Source organism: Pantoea sp. X-Soil-TKNS-1280, from assembly GCF_059730475.1.
In genome coordinates this window covers 132,037-153,245 of the sequence record NZ_AP035963.1, presented here as the reverse complement: position 1 = coordinate 153,245, position 21,209 = coordinate 132,037, and the positions used below count along the sequence as shown (strand labels likewise).

The 21,209-nt window shown below is 46.5% G+C and carries 4 protein-coding genes; all 4 read left to right on the top strand.

Annotated elements, in window-relative coordinates; all coding sequences use genetic code 11:
- The first annotated feature begins 102 nt into the window (after positions 1-102).
- The 4 genes from AC6I8X_RS20740 to AC6I8X_RS20725 all read left to right on the top strand — a co-directional run bounded on the left by AC6I8X_RS20740 (position 103) and on the right by AC6I8X_RS20725 (position 21,142).
- A complete protein-coding gene (locus AC6I8X_RS20740; protein WP_497841327.1) occupies positions 103-8,757 on the top strand; it encodes a hypothetical protein in 8,655 nt (2,884 codons plus the stop codon).
- Positions 8,758-8,979: 222 nt separating this feature from the next.
- On the top strand, positions 8,980-10,359 hold the full coding sequence (locus tag AC6I8X_RS20735) for a glycoside-pentoside-hexuronide (GPH):cation symporter (RefSeq protein WP_497841326.1): 1,380 nt from the start codon (positions 8,980-8,982) through the stop codon (positions 10,357-10,359).
- Positions 10,356-12,392, top strand: coding sequence for a glycoside hydrolase family 31 protein (locus AC6I8X_RS20730; protein ID WP_497841325.1), 2,037 nt, complete (start codon positions 10,356-10,358; stop codon positions 12,390-12,392). The genes AC6I8X_RS20735 and AC6I8X_RS20730 overlap by 4 nt, the downstream gene beginning before the upstream one ends.
- 137 nt (positions 12,393-12,529) lie before the next feature.
- Positions 12,530-21,142: a hypothetical protein gene (locus AC6I8X_RS20725; RefSeq protein WP_497841324.1), complete on the top strand. Its 8,613-nt coding sequence runs from the start codon at positions 12,530-12,532 to the stop codon at positions 21,140-21,142.
- Positions 21,143-21,209 lie beyond the last annotated feature (67 nt).

The window sequence follows — 21,209 nt, the reverse complement described above, 5'->3', positions numbered from 1 at the left end:
GGTAACGCCCCATTTTATTACTCTTTTAAATTGTCACCCTTAAAAAATCTGTACTAAAGTTTAGGTTGCGATATCCCTTCAAGCAAATAAGGAAATTTGCCTATGCAACCTGTAATCAACATTTCCCCTGGATGCAGGGGTGCAGTATTCACTGCGATGCTTGCCGGTTATAACCGGACAATAGGTACGATAAGAACCATTACCAACACCCCCACCCTGCCCATTTCCCGCATGATTTATCAATGTTTACCTGCCACAGAACCTCTGTTAGAAAAAACACGTGAATACTTTGAGAATAATTCTTACCCTTATAAATTTTATATCGATCTCTTTATCGCGATAAAAATCATGAAGTCAGATAAAATGAAGCAACTGCTTGTCAGATTATATCGACCAGACAAGAATAAAGCCTCCACGAATAAACAGGCCGTTAAGGATTTTATCGATCTGACAGGCATCAGCCGCGATATTCCGGAAATAAACCATCGTATTTTTAAAAAACTGGTTCAGATTCTGGAGGATGGTGGCGCACTGCGTAAACCACCCGAAAATATATTACCCCCTGCCACATCACGCGATACCGTACTGTTGAATTTTTTCTCCTCATTTATTGCTCCGCAATTCATTACACTTCCGGTTATTAATGAAGGAATTAAAGCATTAGTGATATCCGGCATATCCCTGTTCTCACCAGGCCTGGCTGGGGCGATCAAATATGTTGATACATTTAACCCAATTAAGTTCTTCTTCCCGGATGTCAACCCTCATGAATACACACAACGTTTACGGCGCGAAGCAATAATGGCGTATCATCGACGGCAGCAAGGCAGGCAGCATAAAAATAACTATTCTGCCTCTCATCAGCGTTCACCAGCCAGTGCTGTAACACCCGACGCACCGTTGCTCGGTGCATCTGCCGCTGCGGTGCTGACAGCTCGTGGCTCGGGCAGTGCCGCAGCTATCACGGCCACCGCCGCTACGCTGGTGACCGGTTCATATCTGGCGTACCGGATTTTCCCTTATTTGATCGCTGATAATGAAATGTTTAGCGAAGAAGTTCCCCCAGCTGAGAATGAAATAATCGACGAACAACATGACGTGTTTCATGCTTCACAGCCACAGAGTCTGAGCCTGACCAATACGACTACACCTGAAATTATCCCTTGCCTCAATACTATCAGTATCGTTCGAGAATTGTTAAATTCGGCGCAGACAGGATTGAGATTGGTCGATGAGTTCAGCCAATATATTTTTGATGAGCATTGTGATCTCAATATCAAACATGCGGAATATTTGTTAAAGAAAATGGGGGTCACCGACTTCACCCCGCATGACCGGGATGAGATCAATTCCATATTAATAGACATTTTCTCTGTATTGCTCACTCCCGTAGGCAGAAATAATATTCTTAATCTGAACGCACTGGTCTTTTCGGTGGGCAGAATGGTAATTAGAATCTGGCGAGAAAATGCTTCCGGCAATCAAGACAACACTATTACTTATGCACTTGATAAACTTCGCCTGCATATTTCACGTATTCTTGTTAATATTCTAGGTCTTATTGATGAAAGTAAAACCCGACGATTTGCCAACTACATTATTACTCTATCTGCACCTGACTTTTTACAATTTGAAAATAATGGTCTCGGTGGAGAGAAAATCATCTCTAAAAAACTCAATAACTACTGGGTCTGTATGGGGGAAGAATATCCAAGCAACAAAGCTTTGCGATTCGAAGATTTCCCCCGAGCGTTGCGTAAAGGAGAGCGTTTAGTTCACTTTCTGATCAGGGGGAGGTTTTATAAGGATGTTTTTTCACAAACCCCTGACGGTGCCAGATTTGAAAATTATACCAGAACCGTCAATAAAGAGGCTATGGAATATCATGAGCTAGATGTCACGCTTGAACGACAATTATTTCTGGCATTAAATGATATTATCATTTACCGATTTAGCCATCTGGGTGTTGATGTTACCCAACCAATGGACTTTGATCGGGCCAGTTTCAAAATACATCGCCACCCTGCCAGGCATCTGGAATACCCTTATCTGCAAAACTGCAAAAATTTACTTTGTGCAATACGTAGTTTTCCGGATGGTATAAAGGTGGTTTATGAAAGCATGCCCAATTCTATTCCTGGACCACTACGCAATCATAAGTATGATGGCACCACGCTTTTTACATTAAAACCTTACCCAAAGCGTCTGGAGTTACAGAGAGAATACCAGGACCTTTCCACCGAGATAGAGAATGAGCATATTGAGCTTTATCGACAAGTCGTTACACGAGCATTTTCGCTGATAACGGAAAACGATGAGAATTTTATAAACGACCCTAACGTCAGACTTTCAGTAATCAACCTGGATAACCACCGTTTACAACGAATCCGCTTTATGCTGACGCATAAAGCGTTTAAACTCATCCCGGAAATAGCCCAGCGGATGTCCTATAATGTGCGTCCGCATTGTCAGACAGGTGCCCTTTTTTTTGCGAAGCATCGTCTGACCGAAGAAACCCGAATTTTCCAGTTAAATATCGAAGCCAGCCGTATTCACCTGCAACTGCCGATAACCCGCTTAGCCGTTAACAGTATCTATGACATCACCGATTTAGGCGATGACTTTCTCAACCAACAATATGTTTTTATGGATGAACTACCATTCTGGGACCCTTGTGATGACATCATTGAGCCAACGACCTCATGGCTGGACCCACCCGAAAAAGCATGGGACTTCATTTCGCAATATTACCAATACTATCGGGCAAAATGGTGCGCCTATAGCAGACCCGATCATTATATTGTTGCATTTTTCACCACAACAACACTTGGTAAGGCTGATGTTGCCATACCATTGATAATCGATCAGGTCGTTGAAAGCCGAAAAAAACTGCTTGAACTGCAAAAAGAAAAAATAAACAGTGCAACAGAAACCGAAAGCGAAAAAGATGAGCGGAAAGGCATATGGGGCATCATTGCTGAGTATTTGCCACTGAAAGAATGCTATGAACTTGGTAAGGATGTTTTTTATAACAGAGAAGACACCGTCTATACTTCTGCGTCAATCGATTGGTTACGCGTTGGCATATGCGCGCTTGATACGCCCTTTCCCCCAGGGGTGACCAAATCGCTTAAAACATTAGGCAGTAGCGTCAGGGCACTCTATATACAGAGGATGCAAAAAAAACATCAGTTACGTGTCCTGAATGAAAAAATAACTCTTGCTCTGACCCTGCCTCATTCCAGCCAGCAAGACCCTTTGGCTATTTCCGCACCGGCCAGAAAAGCGCTTGAGAATGAAATAAATGACTTAACCCTGTTACTCCGACAAACACAGGAAAAGGTTGCCCATACATTACTCCAGCTGGCTTCTACCCCAAGTAAAATTATGTTTCCTGAGTCTAATATATCCCCGGATAGATCGGCACCGCTGGCCATACTTCCGGGTATTTTCGGTCGGTTAAAAAAACATGCACGGGCATTATACTCAGACATGGGTGAACTGCCTTTTCAACGCTGGAATGCACCCGAATGGGAAAATAAATATCACATTGAAAATTTTGCCGTGCCCATGCCTGCTAAAGTTAATATAACCTGCTTTACCGATGACTCTCAGTCTAAAAACATCACCCTGAATGTTTTCGATATTCATCGCAAAAACCCGCCGTTATATATGGAAATGTTTTTTTCTGCATTAAAAAACCCGGATACACAGGATATCATTGAAACCGCAATGGATGGGGGGTGGCGAATTTCAAATGATTATGATCGCATGGCAATGTTCTGCTTTCGGTCTTTCACTTTCCCCGTACGATTGTTTGTTAACAAAATCTTAGAGTTGAACAGTTATTACAATCTGAATCAGAACCGAACAGATATCAATGCAGACCTTTTTTATAACCATTTGCAGAAGAATGCGAACAATAACACCACCACGCCACTTGAAAATGTTGTACTGACCGCAGAGCAAAATCTTCTTATCGACCTATCCATGAATATCATTAATAAGACATTCAAAAGCAATATTCAGGCATTCGAAGCCAATTATTTGTTTTTACTTGATGATGGCCTGATGAGAAAAGATACTGACTCGTTATTAAAATTGGTGGGTGAAGGAGAAAGTGCGCAGGCAGAAAAAACCCGGACGCAGCAAGACATACACTACGAAATGGGCCGATTCACCTTATATCTGACTCGTTCTTCCGCTCAGGAAAAATTTCATCTGGCGGTGATAAATTTTCTGATTGATTTCATCAGAGATATTACTAAAAAAAACCCTGCAGCCATCAATTTATTCAGTGCCAGCATTGAAATCTTTAAACGACGTTGCGACGAATATCGTCTTGCTCATCCAGGGACTGAACCTCCTTCACTGGCCGAGTTTATTCAAGCGCGATTTCGGATTATGAAAAGAATAGAGGTTATTTATGAAATATATGCCCGTGTTGAATACAGTGCCAAAGTGCTGGCTGATTACCCTATCGAAGAATGGTCAGGCGCTTATGCTCAGGCTGACTGGCTGGCAGCCATGCAGGAATATTTATCGCCAGATATGCGATTTCAGGATATGAAACCTTTTCTTGCTGACGTCACTAAAAGGCTGATCGCTGACTGGAAAAAAATTCTGCGCAATACAACCATGGCACGGGAAAGGAAAATTATTGATGCAGACGAGGTGAATTCGGTATTTATTGCTCTGGTCAAAAATGCTTTCAAAGAATGCTGTCTGATTCATCACCCTTTGTTATTTTGTCAATACTATCTGGTTAATGAGGGCTGCTGGTTTACCTTCCTGACGAATGACTTTATCTCGGAAACCCATTTGCGCTCCCGACGCCAGGTGTACAGTGAGCATCCTTTTGAGCCGCTGCCCATTACGCATGACAATGAACTGATTGACGCATTTAATGCTCAGACCGGCTCCTTGTTAGCCCGGTTTAACCAGAACAATACGGCGTTATATCAGGCGACGCTGAATAACGTCGTGCAAAATTTCATCTTTTTTTCGCTGCTGCCCTTCCATGACAGATTATATGGTCATCTGCTGACGCTCCCGACACCTGAAAAGATCACATCAGATGACGTTGCCTCCATGATGGATAAACTGATTGATGAAGAGGGTGAACTACAATCTGCCGAAATTATGGTGTTGCAGCGCTATCTCCCCGCAGCAACATTAATCGACAACGACCGCCTGCTCAGACTGTTAAGTGATATTTTTCTGCTGATCGCCCCCAACATCCCAAATCTCTATATCCATGTTTTGCATCAGCTACAAAGGGTGATGAATTTACCCTGGGTCACTCTGGAGCAAATTGCTGATGAACGATTCCTCAAGCAACAATCGATGAATTTTGTTCAGGATTTTCAGCAGACTCAGCCAAATACGCAGGGACGGATACTGCTGGCAATCTCGCGTTTTTTCAAAGCGACCGTACGCCATCATCTGGCATTTACCCGCGCATTAGGCAATATCGATCCCAGCCTGAAACAACTGGTGGTCACTGATGCGCCGGCACAACAACTCTGTATCGGTGCCATCATCGCTCATCAGCTTCGGGCAAATACCCTGTCTCACGGACATTTACTGAAACTCTACAGCGCTGCCATGTATGATGCGGGCTTCATTCCAGTGATCCGCGTCCCTCAGCTGGCGCTGCTAAGCATGTATGGCAATCATTACGCCGCTGATGCACTCCATTCCCTGAGCCAACGGCTCTCCCATGCGTCACAAGGGCAAACGCAGGTCCTTGCCTGTGCCACGGGTAGCCAAAAGTTAGCAACTGAACTGGCTGAATTCAGTTTTGCTTCTGCCACTGCTGAAGCACATCAGCGTTTACTTGCTGTTGCAATCACCACCCTCAGAGACCTGCACCAATTACTGACCCACAGCCTGCCCCCGAAGCTCGAGCAGCCATTACGCCAGGCGCGCGACCGGGGAGAATTGCGCTTTAGCTGGTATTTGACTGCCGGGCAGAATGCCACCGTGGCTGGGATCGGTTTTGCCACCCTCAACCAAAATGAGGGATTGTTAGTGCCCTTTGGTTTGCCGTTACCTGCCATCGGGCCGGTACGGCAGATGCCTGTTTCACGTAATGCGACAGGGTTAACCCGCCTGTGCTTCGGTGATGATCACCAGGAAAACATCCCCTTCACCTTTTACGAACTGACAGCAGAATCCCGGACATACCCCACAAACGAAACGGTGGTAACCACATTCGCCAACCTGGTGGAATCCTCATTGCGTCAGCAATTCCTGCAACTTGAACAGGCGAAAAATGCCACAGACTTTGCCATGCAACATCATCAGACCGGCGAATGGCTGACACGACATTTCCCCTTTTACGCAGCCAAACACAGCATTGCTGAAGAAGTACAGTCCGAGCGTATTATTCAACTGGCTGCTCATCCCGACATCGTTAAATGGAAAAATCGAACCCTGCAAAAAGCGGATAACCAATCATCGGTGGACTTTGTCGAGCAGGCTATTTCCGGGGTGATGGGAAAATTTACCGACTGGCCAATGATAGCGAAGGCATTAAGAACCCGCTGGACAACAGATGACACATATTCTCCTGACGCCCTGCCAGCCACGGGGTTTATGGGCATCTGGTGGGACCCAATAAGTTATGTCTGTTATCTGGGCTTTGGCACTGCAAACGAGCGTTCGCTGTATGCCAGCCTGGCCGGTAACCGCAGGGGATTATACTTACTGACCGATAATGACGTGCATCGCCGAATCTGGCAGTCGCTCAGTTTGCGCACAGAACTGCAGAATGAATATCAGGCATTCCGTAGCGGCCATCTCACAGCACAAATCTTTTTTGAACATCATGTACGTCAGGTATGGCAGCAACGGCATACCACCCGAGAAAACTGGCAGCTAATGCCAGCACAAAGCGCCACAGAGCTTATCCGGCATGGTGCGTTATTTCCCGTCTCTTATTTGCAACCGGAAACCCGGCAAAGCGCCACCTCATTGAAACTCACACCTTATACCCTGCAATTTCATACCGGGGATTTGGTTTTTATTTTCAGTGATTACAGTTACCGCAACGTCAGTTACCGTTTTCTTGACGCACAGGGACAGCTGCAAATATTTCCTCTCGGACAGCTGGACTGGCCACGCCAGATACAGGCTGCGGATGGAACAGCCTCCGAAGCCTTCTTCGCCGCCACAATGGAAAGTTTCCTTACGCAGGAGCAGAGAAAAGAGTTACCCGATTTCCTGCCATTGCTGAATTATCAGGAACAACAATACATACAATCCACGTTATCAAATGGGCAGGTTGCACAGCGCACGTATATTCGCTCACTCAGTAATGTCACAGCAGATATCCCGTTTAGTTTTGCATTCAGTCTGGATGGATTGATTGAACTTGATCAAGCCCTGAAGCGCAGCGGGACCAGCCTGAATGCAGAAATTCAAAAATATGGATTGAATAAGCGTCCCTATGCCGAGCTGGACCATGAAACCTGCAATATATTCTCCTGGCGCAGCGCGGATCTTTATGATGTCGCACAATGCAACCAGACCCTTGAAGCACTGCACAAACAAAATGAAACCCTTACCAGAGTGGTATTTATCCTGCAAAATCACGCCGTGCTGCAAAGACATCCGGAAATCAGCAGCTATGGTTGGGTGGAACAAGGAAATAAAATACTTTCCCGCGCTATTAGCGCTATCGAATGGTTTAAATCCCGCAGTGCACGACGGGTCGATACGAATGAAGAAGAGACAAGGCTGCAGCAGAATTACCTGGCGCTCAATAACTTCTTTAGTTATTACGATGAACAACCTTTTGTGACGCCGGAAATATTCATGGACGAGTGGCAATATCGTCTCGATCAATCCTGGCTGCCTCGCGACTATCAGGCATGGATACGGACCTTCGCGCAACTCCGCTTACTGGCAACAGCCATGCCGGATGAGCTTCGTGCCAGTGATCACTTCCTGCCATTAAATGAATCAACCTGGCAAGGGCAACCGCTGCAAAAATATGCCGCCCAGTTACAGCAATCCATCCTGGGAACACGAAACTACTGGCTACAAATGCATAAACCTGAGCATTTGATGTTAATCAGGCCAGAGACCTCTCCTCTGGATATCAGCTTGTCGTCAACCAAACATCAGTTGCCGGTTCGTCTAATCGTTGCTGCCAGAGTGGGCGAGATACCCACCACAGGAACTGCACAGCCATTGCCCCTCACCCCTGACCACCACGCAGATATATTACTGGCAAACTCAGTTGCTGGCATTGCCACGAATGCAACTGTTCGGCTGGCGGGTGTCCATGGCGAACCGCAACTTGTCCGTGAATTCGCAGCATGGGCCAGGCATCGATTGGCCGGACCGATATTTATGTGTGAACTTGCCGGACCTGGTTTTTTATTCCGTTTACAAAATAGAATTCATCAGGTGATGGCGACAGAAGCCCAGGGCTGGAATGTCACTGAACAAAAATTTTATGTGGCGGATGAAACCACGCAATTCCTGGATATGATGGATTTTAGTGAGGCAAATCGCCTCCGCTCGTTCGATTTATTTCAGCTCATTTTTGCCAGCGAAATACTGGTTATGCGCCTGATCATGCCTGACCCTGAAATGGTCTTTGGACTCATGTGTGACTATGCCTGTGAGCTGCATCCCGAACAGGCTGACGAAGATGTTTCCATGGCGTGGTTTATGTTCAAAGAAACATTTGATAGTGCGGCCAGCGGCGAAGAACGACAGCCCCCGTATTTAATTGGCGTGTGACAGCGTCAACATAACTCCATGATAATTAATACGCATTGCACGATCTTTGCCATGTTAATTTTTTGTTGCCATTGTTGTTACCCGTATCACATAAAATAAAAAACATAAAACCTGAAAGAAATCCCGCAATTGTCTCGCTGCACCGCACTTTCTATAACTAAGCGTCGGAGCCAGGGAGGGTGTCATTGACCCTAAGCGATTCAAAGACAGGCGGGAATCTTTATGCAAGCAAGCTTAACGATTAAAGAGAAAATCAGTTATGGACTCGGCGATATGGCCAGCCATATCGCTATTGATAACGTTATTATTTTCCTCACGTTTTATTATACCGATGTAGTAGGCCTGCCTGCGGTATTTGTCGGCACCCTGTTCCTGCTGGCACGCGTGGCCGATGCGGTGATCGACCCGGCCATGGGCATGGTGGCAGACCGTACCCGTTCTCGCTGGGGCAAATTCCGGCCCTGGCTACTCATGCTCGCCGTGCCATTCGGTGTGAGTTGTATGCTTATCTATGCAGTGCCAGAGAGCCTGTCGCTCAGTGGCAAAATGGTGTACGCCGCCGTCACCTACAGCCTGATGATGTTGATGTATACCGCCATCAATATCCCCTATTGCTCGATGGGGGCGATTATCACCTCCGATGATAATCAGCGTATTTCATTGCAGTCGTGGCGCTTCTTTCTCGCTACCCTGGGCGGTGCCATGTCAACCTTTCTGATGATTCCGCTGGCGACCTGGCTGGGTGGCGGCAATAAGCTGGAGGGATATTTTGCCGCGATGTCGATTATGGCGACACTGGCTACGCTGATGTTTTTTGTCTGTTTCCTCAATACCCGTGAGCGCGTCAGTGCACCAGCCAGCCATAGCCATTTTCTGACGGACCTGCGTGACCTGTTGCGTAATGACCAGTGGCGCGTGGTCGCCTTGCTGGTGTTCTGCAACATTTCTTTCGGCGTGGTGCGACTGGGTGCCATGATGTACTACGTCACCTATTTTCTGGGTGATGCCAGCCTGTTTATGTGGCTGCTGGCCGCGCATATCGTCGGCAAAAGCGTCGGCAGCGTGCTGGCAAAGTTGCTTACGCGACGCCTGAACAAAATCACCGCCTTTACCCTCAGCGCCATGGTGTGCGGCGTGCTCAGTATCAGCATCGTATTTCTCCCTGCCAGCCTGATATTACTGGTCGGTATGACCTTTATCGTCTCCAGTTTCTACCAGGTCACCACCACCCTGATGTGGGTGATGATGTCAGACGTGGTGGATTATGGTGAATATCGTCAGGGGAAACGCCTGGATGGCACCGTGTTCTCCACCCTGCTGGCGGTGCTGAAAATGGGCATGGCCATCAGCGGGGCCATTGTCGGCTGGACCCTGGGGTTAAGCGGCTATGTCGCGCAGGCGGCACATCAGCAATCCTCCGCCATGATCGCCATTGTCGCGTTATTTTCCGTTATCCCCGGCCTGCTGGCGCTGCTCAGTGCGCTGGCGATGCGGGGTTACAAACTGAATGACGCCCTGATGCGTACCATTAACCAAAACAAAGTGTCGGCCCAACCTGCCGCCACTGGACCTGCCGTTTTACAACCACAGGAGTTGTCATGAGCGAATTACGTGCCGAACCCCAGCGTATTGTCTGGACCTTTGATCGTCAGACACTGGTTATCGAACCCTGGGGAGCGAACAGCCTGCGGGTACGTGCCACCTGCCAGCCGGAATTGATCGACAACGACTGGGCGCTGTTGCCAGCACAGCCTTGTGAGATTGAAATCCAGCGCGAAAATGAATCGCTCAGCCTGCGCAATGGCAACATCACCGCCACCCTGAACATGCGTGGCCAGCTGGCTTTTTATAACCAGCATGGGGAATTGCTGCTGGAAGAGTTCTGGCGTCAGCGCAGCACCGTCGGCATCGGTGCCTCAGAGAAAAGCCAGGATAAATACATCAGCGCCCTGAAACTGGATGGGCGTAGCTTTCGTCCGATTCCTGGCGGTAAATATCAGTTGAGCGTACGCTTCGAAGCGCGTGACGAAGAGAAAATCTACGGCATGGGGCAATACCAGCAGGATTGCCTCGATCTGAAAGGTTGTACGCTGGAACTGGCGCAACGTAACTCCCAGGCAAGCGTCCCGTTTATGGTTTCCAGCCTCGGTTATGGCCTGCTGTGGCATAACCCGGCGATTGGTGAAGTGACTTTTGGTAAGAACGGCACGCGCTGGCAAGCCGAGGTCACTGACCAGATGGATTACTGGATCACGGCAGGCGATACCCCGGCAGGCATTGTCCGTCAATATGGCCAGGCTACCGGCACGGCTCCGATGATGCCTCGCTTTGCCACCGGTTTCTGGCAATGCAAACTACGCTATCGCACCCAGCAGGAAGTGTTGGCGGTGGCGCACGAGTATCGCCGTTTGCAGCTGCCACTGTCGGTGATTGTTATCGACTTTTTTCACTGGCCGAACCAGGGAACCTGGTGCTTCGATGCCCGCGACTGGCCGGATCCAGGCGCGATGGTGCAGGAACTGAAGGAAATGGGCATCGAAACCATGGTTTCGGTGTGGCCGACGGTGGACAGCCGCAGCGAGAACTATCGCCTGATGAAATCAAAAGGGCTGCTGGTTAACAGCGAACGTGGCGTATCGGTAAACCTTGATTTTATGGGTAATACCACCTTCTTCGATGCCACCCACCCCGCCGCACGTGAGTTTGTCTGGCAGGAAGTGAAACGTAATTACTATGACCTGGGTATTCGCACCTTCTGGCTGGATGAGGCCGAACCGGAATACCGCGCCTACGATTTTGACAACTATCGCTACCATCTTGGCCCGGTGCAGGAAGTGGGAAACATCTACCCGCAGCTGTTTGCCCGCGGTTTTTATGAAGGGTTGCAACAACAGGGCGAAACAGAAATCGTTAATCTGGTGCGTTGCTCCTGGGCAGGAAGCCAGCGTTATGGCGTGCTGGCCTGGTCGGGGGATGTGCATTCCTCATTTCATGCCCTGCGTAACCAGTTCACTGCCGGGTTGAATATGGCGATGGCCGGTATTCCCTGGTGGACCACCGATATTGGCGGTTTCCAGGGCGGCAATATTCACGATCCCGCCTTCCATGAGCTGTTGATTCGCTGGTTCCAGTGGGCCGTGTTCTGCCCGGTGATGCGTTTGCACGGCTACCGCGAGCCACAGATTGAACCGAATGAAGCATGGCGCGATGGCATCGCTCAGTGCAATAGCGGTTCACCGAATGAAGTGTGGAGCTATGGGGAAGAGAATTTCACCCTGATGAAAAGTTGTCTGCTGCAACGCGAGCGGCTGCGTCCCTATATCGACCAGTTGATGCGCGAGGCTCACGAATTAGGCGATCCGGTGATGCGCCCGCTGTTTTATCACTATCCGCAGCAGCCGGAAAGCTGGCAGGTGGAAGATCAATATCTACTGGGACGTGACCTGTTGGTTGCGCCAGTGCTGCATGCTGGTCAGCGTGAACGCGACATCTGGTTGCCCGCCGGGGACCAGTGGATTGCCCGCAATGGCGAACGCTATCAGGGAGGACAAAGGATTAAGGTTGCGGCTCCGCTCAGTGCCATTCCGGTATTTCTGCGTGAAGGAGGTCACGCAGATGTACTGCATCACGAATAAATAAATCGACAGGAACAGCGCGAGCAATCGCGCTGTCTTTAAAAACATCCGCCGAATAAAAATCAACCGACTATAGTTATCGATGAGAGAACAATGATGCCCTGACGAATATTAACTGCAAATAAGGACATTTGCCGATGAACTGCAATCTCCATTCTGCTGCTGTTTCAAAAGGTGAATCCTGTTTAAAGCAGACAGTCACTTGCTATAATTTCGCTCTGAGAACACTAAGGACAATAACCAACGCACCCTGTATCCCCTTATCCAATCAGGTCCATCATTACTTATCCCTCCTGATTGCATCTGTTACACCTCAGACCAATAAAAACGAAGACTACTTTCGCAATGAGAGTTACCCTTATCAGAATCATCTCTATATCGCCATCGCGGTACAGATTATGCAGCGGAGCGACATAAAACCGCTACTGGCACAATTGCATACGGAAGATGATCACTACATTAACCATTTCCTCTCGCTGTCGGGTATCAACTGGGGCGTACCCTGCGGAGTAAATCAGGATATTTTTTCGCAACTGGTTTCAGTGCTACAGCAGGGTGGCGCACTAAAAGAAGCACCGCTCCCGACCCGTCATGCTGACAGCCGCATTCCTCGTGAAATAGTATTACTTAATTTTTTCTCGTCTTTTATCTCGTCCCGATTATTCACCCCGGCACTGGTGAATGAAGGTGTTAAGAGGGGGCTGATGTCAGCCATCACCTTGATATCACCGGTTGCTGGCGGTGTCATTAAGATGATTGATGAGTTCAACCCGCTGACGACACTTTTTCCTCATCGCACAAATAATATTTCGCGTTTGGTTCGGGATGAGAAGAATAATATTACGTCACTGAAAAGCGTGTTTTCTTTCTTGCCCGCAGGTAAGCAAAACACACAATCGCACGATTATTCAGCATCAGCCAGTGTAACAACTGTCAATACCCCCCTGCTGTTCGGAAGTGCAACACTGGCACTGGCACCACACCCACGAGGCGTGGTAAAAACGATTGTGGGTATTAGCTCAATAGGATTAGCCGGGGCTTACACTCTTTATCGTTATTTCTCTTCTCCACCAGAGTTTACTAGCCTGGCGCAGGATAATGACCTTGCGTTAAATAGTGAGAGCAATAATCTTACCCACAGCGTATTTTATGCAGCCAGGCCCGCCAGCCTGAGCCAGCTAAACCCGAATGGACAACAAAAGACATGCTATGATATTGAACGAGCGATACAGGAACTTCTCTCCTCGAATAAGAATGGCCTGAGATTGGTTGATGAGTTGTGTCATTTTATTTTCGATCAATACAGCGATTTGAACATTCCACATGCCCGCAGGTTATTGAAAAAATGGGAGATCGATAATTTCGGCCCACACGATCGCACCGAGATGTCGGTATTACTCACACATGTTTTATCTGTATTGCTCACCCCCGAAGGTAAAAAAGAGGTCTTCGACCTAAACAGCCTCATTTTTCTAACAGGAGAGGAAGTTAACCAAATCTGGCTGAGAAATCTAAGCAAGAAAAAACAGGAAACCATTAATGACGCGTTAAAAGAGACACGCTTATTTGTATCAGCACGTCTGGTGAAAGAATTTGGCGCAATTGATTTAACTAAAGTCGATAAACTGATTAATTATATCGTTTTATTATGCGCACCCGATCTCATCCAGTTCCATAATCATAACAAAGGCAATCTGGATGTTGTATCGAAGGAAGGTTATTATTACTGGAACTATTTGGGAAAAGAATATTCAGATAACAATTATGTTTACCACCAGGACTTTGACTTCGCCATAGAAGAAGGCAGAAAATATGGTTTTTATTTGCGCAGACGTAAGTTCTATGATGGCATTGAAAAGTTATCCCCTGTAAGAGAATTATTTGAGAACTTCACCAGCAGTATTAATCAGGAATTTATTAACTATCATGAGAAAGATGTAAAACTTGAAAAACTTATTTTCCCAACCTTCGATTATATTATTGAAGATGCTTACCGTGAAAAAGGTGTCAATGTCTTTACACCAATAAATTTTGACAGGGAAAGCCTGCGAGTTAATTTTCAACCATATATAGATAAAGATGATGAAGTCGAATACCTGCGCAAATGCACGGATATAAGCCAGGTCATTCGCAGTTTTCCAGATGGCATAGATGTATTACGGCGTCGCCTGCCGAACCTGGTGCCCTATTCATTGCGGAGGTATACATCAGATGACACCTCGTTGTTTGTTCTTCGACCACATCCAAAGCGTGATGAGTTGAAAGAAAGCCATGAAAAAATTTATCAGGAGGTCTGCCAGCAACATAAATCGTTGTATAAAGATGTGGTCCGCATGGCGTTTGAGATGGACCCAAATTATAATTTTTTCACTAATCCCATGGTTAACATTAGCATTGTAGAACTGGATAGCAGGCGTATACAAAAAATCCGTACCATGTTCATGCCAAAATCTTTTAGATTTCATGCCCAAACCATGTTACAAGCGGCCTATAATCCGCGAAAACATTATCAACGCGGCGTGATTTTCGTTGCTGAACATACGCTGACAAAAGAGAAGCGATTTTTCGCCGCCAATATAGAAGCCAGCCGAATACATCGACAACTTCCTATCATCTCACTCAATATTAATAAAACAGATGATATTGCCAGTTTATCGAATGAATTTCTCGATGGACATTACAAGTTTCACGATGGCAAGCCTTTCTGGGATCCCTGCGATGAACAACAAGCGTTCAAAACATCCTTACTCAGCCCGCCGGAAGAAGCGTGGAATTATATCACCGAACGATTGCAGTTTGTTAAAGCCATTGTATGCAAAGCCACCCGCTCAGAAAAAGAGATTGTCCCGCTGTTCACAGAAAAAAGACTGGGAAACTCGACAGCCGCTATCCAGCGACTACAAAAAGAAATGCTAGATATTCGTGACGAATATCTAGCCTACGAAAAAGAAGAAATAGATACTTCACGAGAGACAGACAGAGAGCGCGATCTGAGGAAAGGAAAATGGCAACTGTTTAAAGAAAAGCTCCCTCTTTATAGCTGCATTGAGATGGTTGATGATTTGCTGGTCCCGCATGAAGATATCGTTCTGACATCATTACTGGAGAATGTATTCCAGGGGGTGCTATGTGCATCTGATGCCTACTTAATAAGTTCTCTGGCGAAAAAGTTAACAGGTCTGGAACAAGCGTTAAAAAAATTATTTTTACAAAAAACGAGGAAGAAAATACAGCTAGATACATTGAACAATAAGCTAGCAGTTTCTCAGTCAGCCCTGAAATTGCACCCGTCATTAGAAAAATCCATAAATAATTTAAAATCGGAAATAGATCTTCTGAATAGAGAATTAAAATCTACTTATGATGATGTTTTTCTGACAGGTGTAGGTCTGGCGGCCAAACCCACAGAAGTCATCTATCCATTATTTAGCTTCGGCAGTGGGAAAACATTTATTTTTCCATTGGCTGCTGGAATTGGGAAGAAAGAGATAAAAGAATTCAAGTCCGGCCTTAAATCCTATACATTTTACCCCTGGATAAAACCATCTGCGAAAGAATTACTGGAAAAAGAACATCACATATTATCAAGTCCAGCAAGAAAAAACATCACCTGCTACGCTGATGATTCCCAACCGCTAAACATTACGACGAATATATTTCACATTCATGAAAAACAACCAATACTCTATCAAAAAATATTCTTCGCCATGCTAAAAAACCCTGACATTCAAACGATTATTGATACTGCCGACAGTGGTGGCTGGAAGATCGCTGATAACTATGACGAAATGGCCATGTTTTGTTTCAGGAGTTTTATCGTCCCCGTCTGGCATTATATTGGTGAAATCATCGATCTTGAACAACATTACAACCTTAACGCCAATAAAAATTCATTAAATGCCGGTCTGTTTTTTGACTATCTGAATGATAATCTTAGCAGCATGGCTCCCATCTCCAACCTGATATTAACTGCCGATCAAAACCTTCTCATCAGGCAATCCTTTAAAGCCATCAACAGCACTCTGGAAAGTGATCTTCAGGCATTTCAGTTTAACTACTTGTTTACATTGAAACAAATTTTATTAAGTGAGAACATAGAAACGTTATTACAACACTCAGATATGACTGATAAGGAAATCAATCGCAACCATAAAACACTTCTGCAAAACATACATTATAAACTCGGGAAAACCACCTTATACTCAACGCATTCCGCCATACAGGAAAAATTTCATAGCGCAGTCATCAACCACTTTACTCAGGCTATGACTCAGACAATTCGGGAACGTCCCACAGCTATAACATTATTTAGTGCAAATATCGAAACGTTCAATTATCGCTGCGCAAAATATCGTCAGATTCATCCCAATGAAGCGCTCCCGTCACTTGCTGAATTTATCCGTCATCAAATCTGGATGGAGAATGAATTCGAAAGAATCTATCAACCTTTCGCACGGATAGAGTACAGTGCGAAAGTGCTGGCGAACTATACAGAAGATAAATGGCTCAGTGCTGATGCACAGACTGACTGGCTAAAGAGCATTCATGAATATTTACCACCTCAACTTCACAGTCAGAATCTCCAGCCTTATCTTAAAGATGTGACACAAAAAATACTGGCCGACTGGCAATATGAGCAACGCCAGAGTGATATGAAAGATGCGCTAAAAATTATTATTAGCGGAAACGTCAACCCTATTTTTATCTCTCTGGTGCAGTCCGCTATGCTGCAATATTGTGTAAGCTATCCGAAACTCTTATTTTGTCAATTTTATCAAATTGATAATGGCAGTCGGTTTACCTTCCTGAAAAATGACTTCATTACTGAAGCACCGCAGCGTTCTAAACGCCAGCTATTTCGCGAGCATCCATTTTATCCGCTTCCGTTACCAGAAGAAGAGAAATTAACTGAGGTTATCATCTTGCCATCGGAACGCTGGCAGCATGAGAAGATAAGGAATAATACCTACCAATACCAGCAACAATTAAACGTCATAGCGCAGAAATTTATCTATTTTTTATTCAGACCTTTCCATGAGCGTTTATATGGTTTTACATTTACCACGCTGGCACCAGAAGACATTGCTGAAAATGACGCTGCAACAATCATTAATACTCTCATTGATAGCAGCGGAAATTTCGTTGCCAGCCAGAGAAAAGTCCTGCAACGTTACCTGCCTTCAGGAGTAGTCATTGATACAGACCGGCTGTTGAAACTGTTAAGCGACATCTTCATGTTGGTCCACCCATCTGCAATTGATTTATATGAATTTGTCTTTCGCCAACTGCAAAGTCTATGCAACTCACCAGGGGTGACGTTAACACATTTAACGGATAGCAATTTTATTACCACCCAGGCGAGAAGTTTAACTAAGCGTTACCAGCAACAATTAAAAGTCAGCAACGGTGTGACACCCCAGGCGATCAACCGCTATATGACCGCCGCTATTCATTATCATCTCGCTTTTGCTCGCTATTTAACCGTAATCGATACAGAAATGGCGGATATGAGCTTAAAAGAGTCTTCTGTGCAGCAACTCTGTCTTGGGGCAATTATCGCGCAACGCTTACAGCTCGAGAGTGCCAGCCACGTTGCATTACGAAAACTGTTCAGCATCGCAATGCAGGATGCCGGTATTATTCCACTTAGCGCGCATCAACAGATTGCGTTGCTGACACTGCCAGGCCGTCATAGCGGAGAAGATACACTCCATTGTCTGGCTTCCTGCCTGGAAAATACCGCCAGAAGACAGGCGCACTTGGTGGCATGCGTTAATGCCAGCCAGCAATTGGCGGCGTATCTAACTGAACTCCAGTTTGCTACCTCAGCAGCAGAGCAACAGCAGCACTTGCAGGCTCTGGTTCAGGCGGCGATACAAAGCCAGCAGCGATTGCTGACCAGCGCCATGCCAGCAAGCTTAGAGCAGCCATTCAGAGTGGCACGCGATCGTGGCACTTTGCGCTTAACCTGGTATCTGACAAAGAGCAGGAATGATAACGATGATCTGGCTGTGGCAGCGATCGGCTTCAATATTGCCAATCAGGAAAAAGGTATCTTGTTTCCTTATTCCCTTCCTCTTCCCATCTCGGGCACATTTCGCCAGCAGCCGACGCCACTGACAGATAAAGCGCTGACCGCGATTTGTTTTGATCCTGGCATCAGGGATAGCGTTACATTTAATTTCACCACGGTGACACCACCAGCAGTAACCCAGAGTCACCATAATGTCAGCATAATAACCACGTTATCTGATTGGATGACGCTTGAGGCTGGTCATCAATTGCGACAGTTCACCTCAATACACAACGAGGCAGACTTTGTTCGCACGAAGAATGCAATGATGAATTGGCTGATGCGCCATTTACCCTTTTTTGGCTCGGATGACATGCTTGCTGAGCAGCTCAAGTCAGAGCGCATTATAAAACTGGCATCACATCCCGCCGTTAATAAATGGAAAATGCGCACCCTGACAAAACCGAAGAATATCTCAACGGTGCATTATCTTGCAGACACCATCACCGACGTGATGGGAAAATATACTGACTGGCCTGCTGATGCGTCTCAATTAAGAACCCGAAGAGCCAGTGTCAGCACCATTTTTGCCGGCGAACTGCCGATGACCGGTTTTAGAGGCATCTGGTGGGACCCGATGAATGCCGTGTGTTATCTGGGCTTTATTAATGGAAATGAACGCCAACTGTATGCCACTCTTGGTGAAAATCGTGAGATTTTATATTCTCTGACAGATGAGTCAGTACATAGCAGAATCTGGGCTGCGCTGAGCCTGCGTCATGCATTGCAGGATGATTATGCCGCGCTGCGTCGCGGGCATCTCTCGCCACAGAAGTTCTTCGAACAATCTGTTCCGGTGGCCTGGCAGCAACATAATGGGAATGCAACGGAACACTGGCATCTGATAGGTAATAAGCAAGCCAGTCAACTTCTCCGTCAGGGTATTTTGACTCCCTACCGGTATCTACAGCGTGCTGACGAACGCAATAACACCCGCTCACAATTAACGCCTTACGCGCTGCAACATCACAGCGGAAAAATGGTGTTTATTTTCAGCGAAAGTGAAAACCAAATGGCCAGTTATTATATGTTGAATTTGCAGGGTGAGCTTCAGGCACTGCCTGCCAGATTCGCCGACTGGCCACATCTCATTCGCACTTCCGATCACATTTCATCAAAATGGCTGTTCAATGCCACCATTGAATATTTTCTGGCTCAGGAGGCGCGAGCAACACTGCCACAGTTCCAACCCGTGTTGAATGACACTCAGCGGCAACAGCAAAAATCTGCGTTGTCAGGTCAGCAGGTCGCGCTGCGAGAGCATTACCGTTTAATTAGCAATATCACGGCGCATATCCCCTTTCGTCGGGTGGTCAATGCTGAAGGGCTGATTGATATCGATGTCAATTTAAAGCGGCATGGTCGCACGCTGAATGACGAGCTGCAAAACCGTATCCATGAAACAATAGAATTTAATGACCGAAACTGGAATGTCTTTGCATGGCGAGAGGATGATCTTTATGACGATTTGATTTGCAATAACACCCTCAAGGATCTGAAGAAAAAACAGGTGTTGTTTACCGCTTTGAATGATCTTGTGACGCATGATCCTTTCCTGACATTACTGCGCACGGCTGGCCTGATTTCATGGATTGATACCAGTTTGACTTATCTTGCCCGGATTATTACTGCTATCGAGTGGTTCAGATCCCCGGCTAACCTCCCCATGCCTGGCGATAACCTGGCATCAGGCCTGCATCTGGATGCTATCGCGAAAAATATGTTTTTCAGCCATTACAATGAACAACCTTTTGTCACGCCGGAATTATTCGCCGAGCCATGGGAATTTCGCGTTGAACGGAATAGTTCGATCCTGCCATACCCCTTATGGCAGCGGGCATTAGATCAATTACGTTTGATCGCCACTGTACTACCCGATAACAGCTATATATTTAAACAATTTTTGTCGCTACCGGATAATTTATCGCAGGTGGCACAGATGCAGACCTATGCAAATCAATTTCAACACTCGCTTAACAGTACGTTAAGTTACTGGCAGCAGCCTCATCAGGCGCAGCACTTGTTATTAATCAGACCGCAAGCGTTAATGTCTACCCGCGACCATCATCCAATCAGTCTGATTGTCGCGGCGGGTATGGGCCATTTAACCGCAGAGGAGCCAGCCCCTCCTGTCCCACTCTCCCCTGAGCAGTTTAACGATATCTTGCTGGTGCAACCGGGGGAGTCTTCGGAGCTGCGTCTGGCAGGGATTAATAGCGACCCAATGACTGCGGAGGATTTTTCAACCTGGAGCAAAAGTCGCTTTGCTGGCCCGGTGTTTATGAATGAACTTTCTGGCCCGGCATTTTTATTTCGGCTGCAAAACAGAATCGATGCGGTAATTGCCACTGAATCGCAGCAATGGAGCACGGAAGAACGTGAGTTTTATGCTTCACCAGCCACCACGCGTTTTTTGCAACTTACTGATTTCGACATGGCACGCAAAAGACGTTACCACGACTTCTTCCGCGCATTGTTCGCCAGTGACCTGCTGGTGACCAGGTTGATTTTGCCTGATGTCGAAATGGTTTTTGGTTTGCTGTGCGATTACTGGAAAACCCAGCATCCGGATCGCGCAACAGAGGATTTTTCGCTGGCATGGTTTCTCTTCAAAAACACCTATGCCGGTCTGACGACGGAATCGAATGGGCAACCGATCTGGCTGGTTGGCGTGTAACGGCGCATTTGCGCCGCGATGATGCTGAAAACATAGCGCGATAAATCTCGCCACTACAGATCCGTGC

Excerpts from the sequence above, each read along its gene's own strand:
- AC6I8X_RS20740 (WP_497841327.1), top strand. The coding sequence starts at position 103 with ATGCAACCTGTAATCAACATTTCCCCTGGATGCAGGGGTGCAGTATTC.
- AC6I8X_RS20735 (WP_497841326.1), top strand. The coding sequence starts at position 8,980 with ATGCAAGCAAGCTTAACGATTAAAGAGAAAATCAGTTATGGACTCGGC.
- AC6I8X_RS20725 (WP_497841324.1), top strand. The coding sequence starts at position 12,530 with ATGAACTGCAATCTCCATTCTGCTGCTGTTTCAAAAGGTGAATCCTGT.
- AC6I8X_RS20730 (WP_497841325.1), top strand. The coding sequence starts at position 10,356 with ATGAGCGAATTACGTGCCGAACCCCAGCGTATTGTCTGGACCTTTGAT.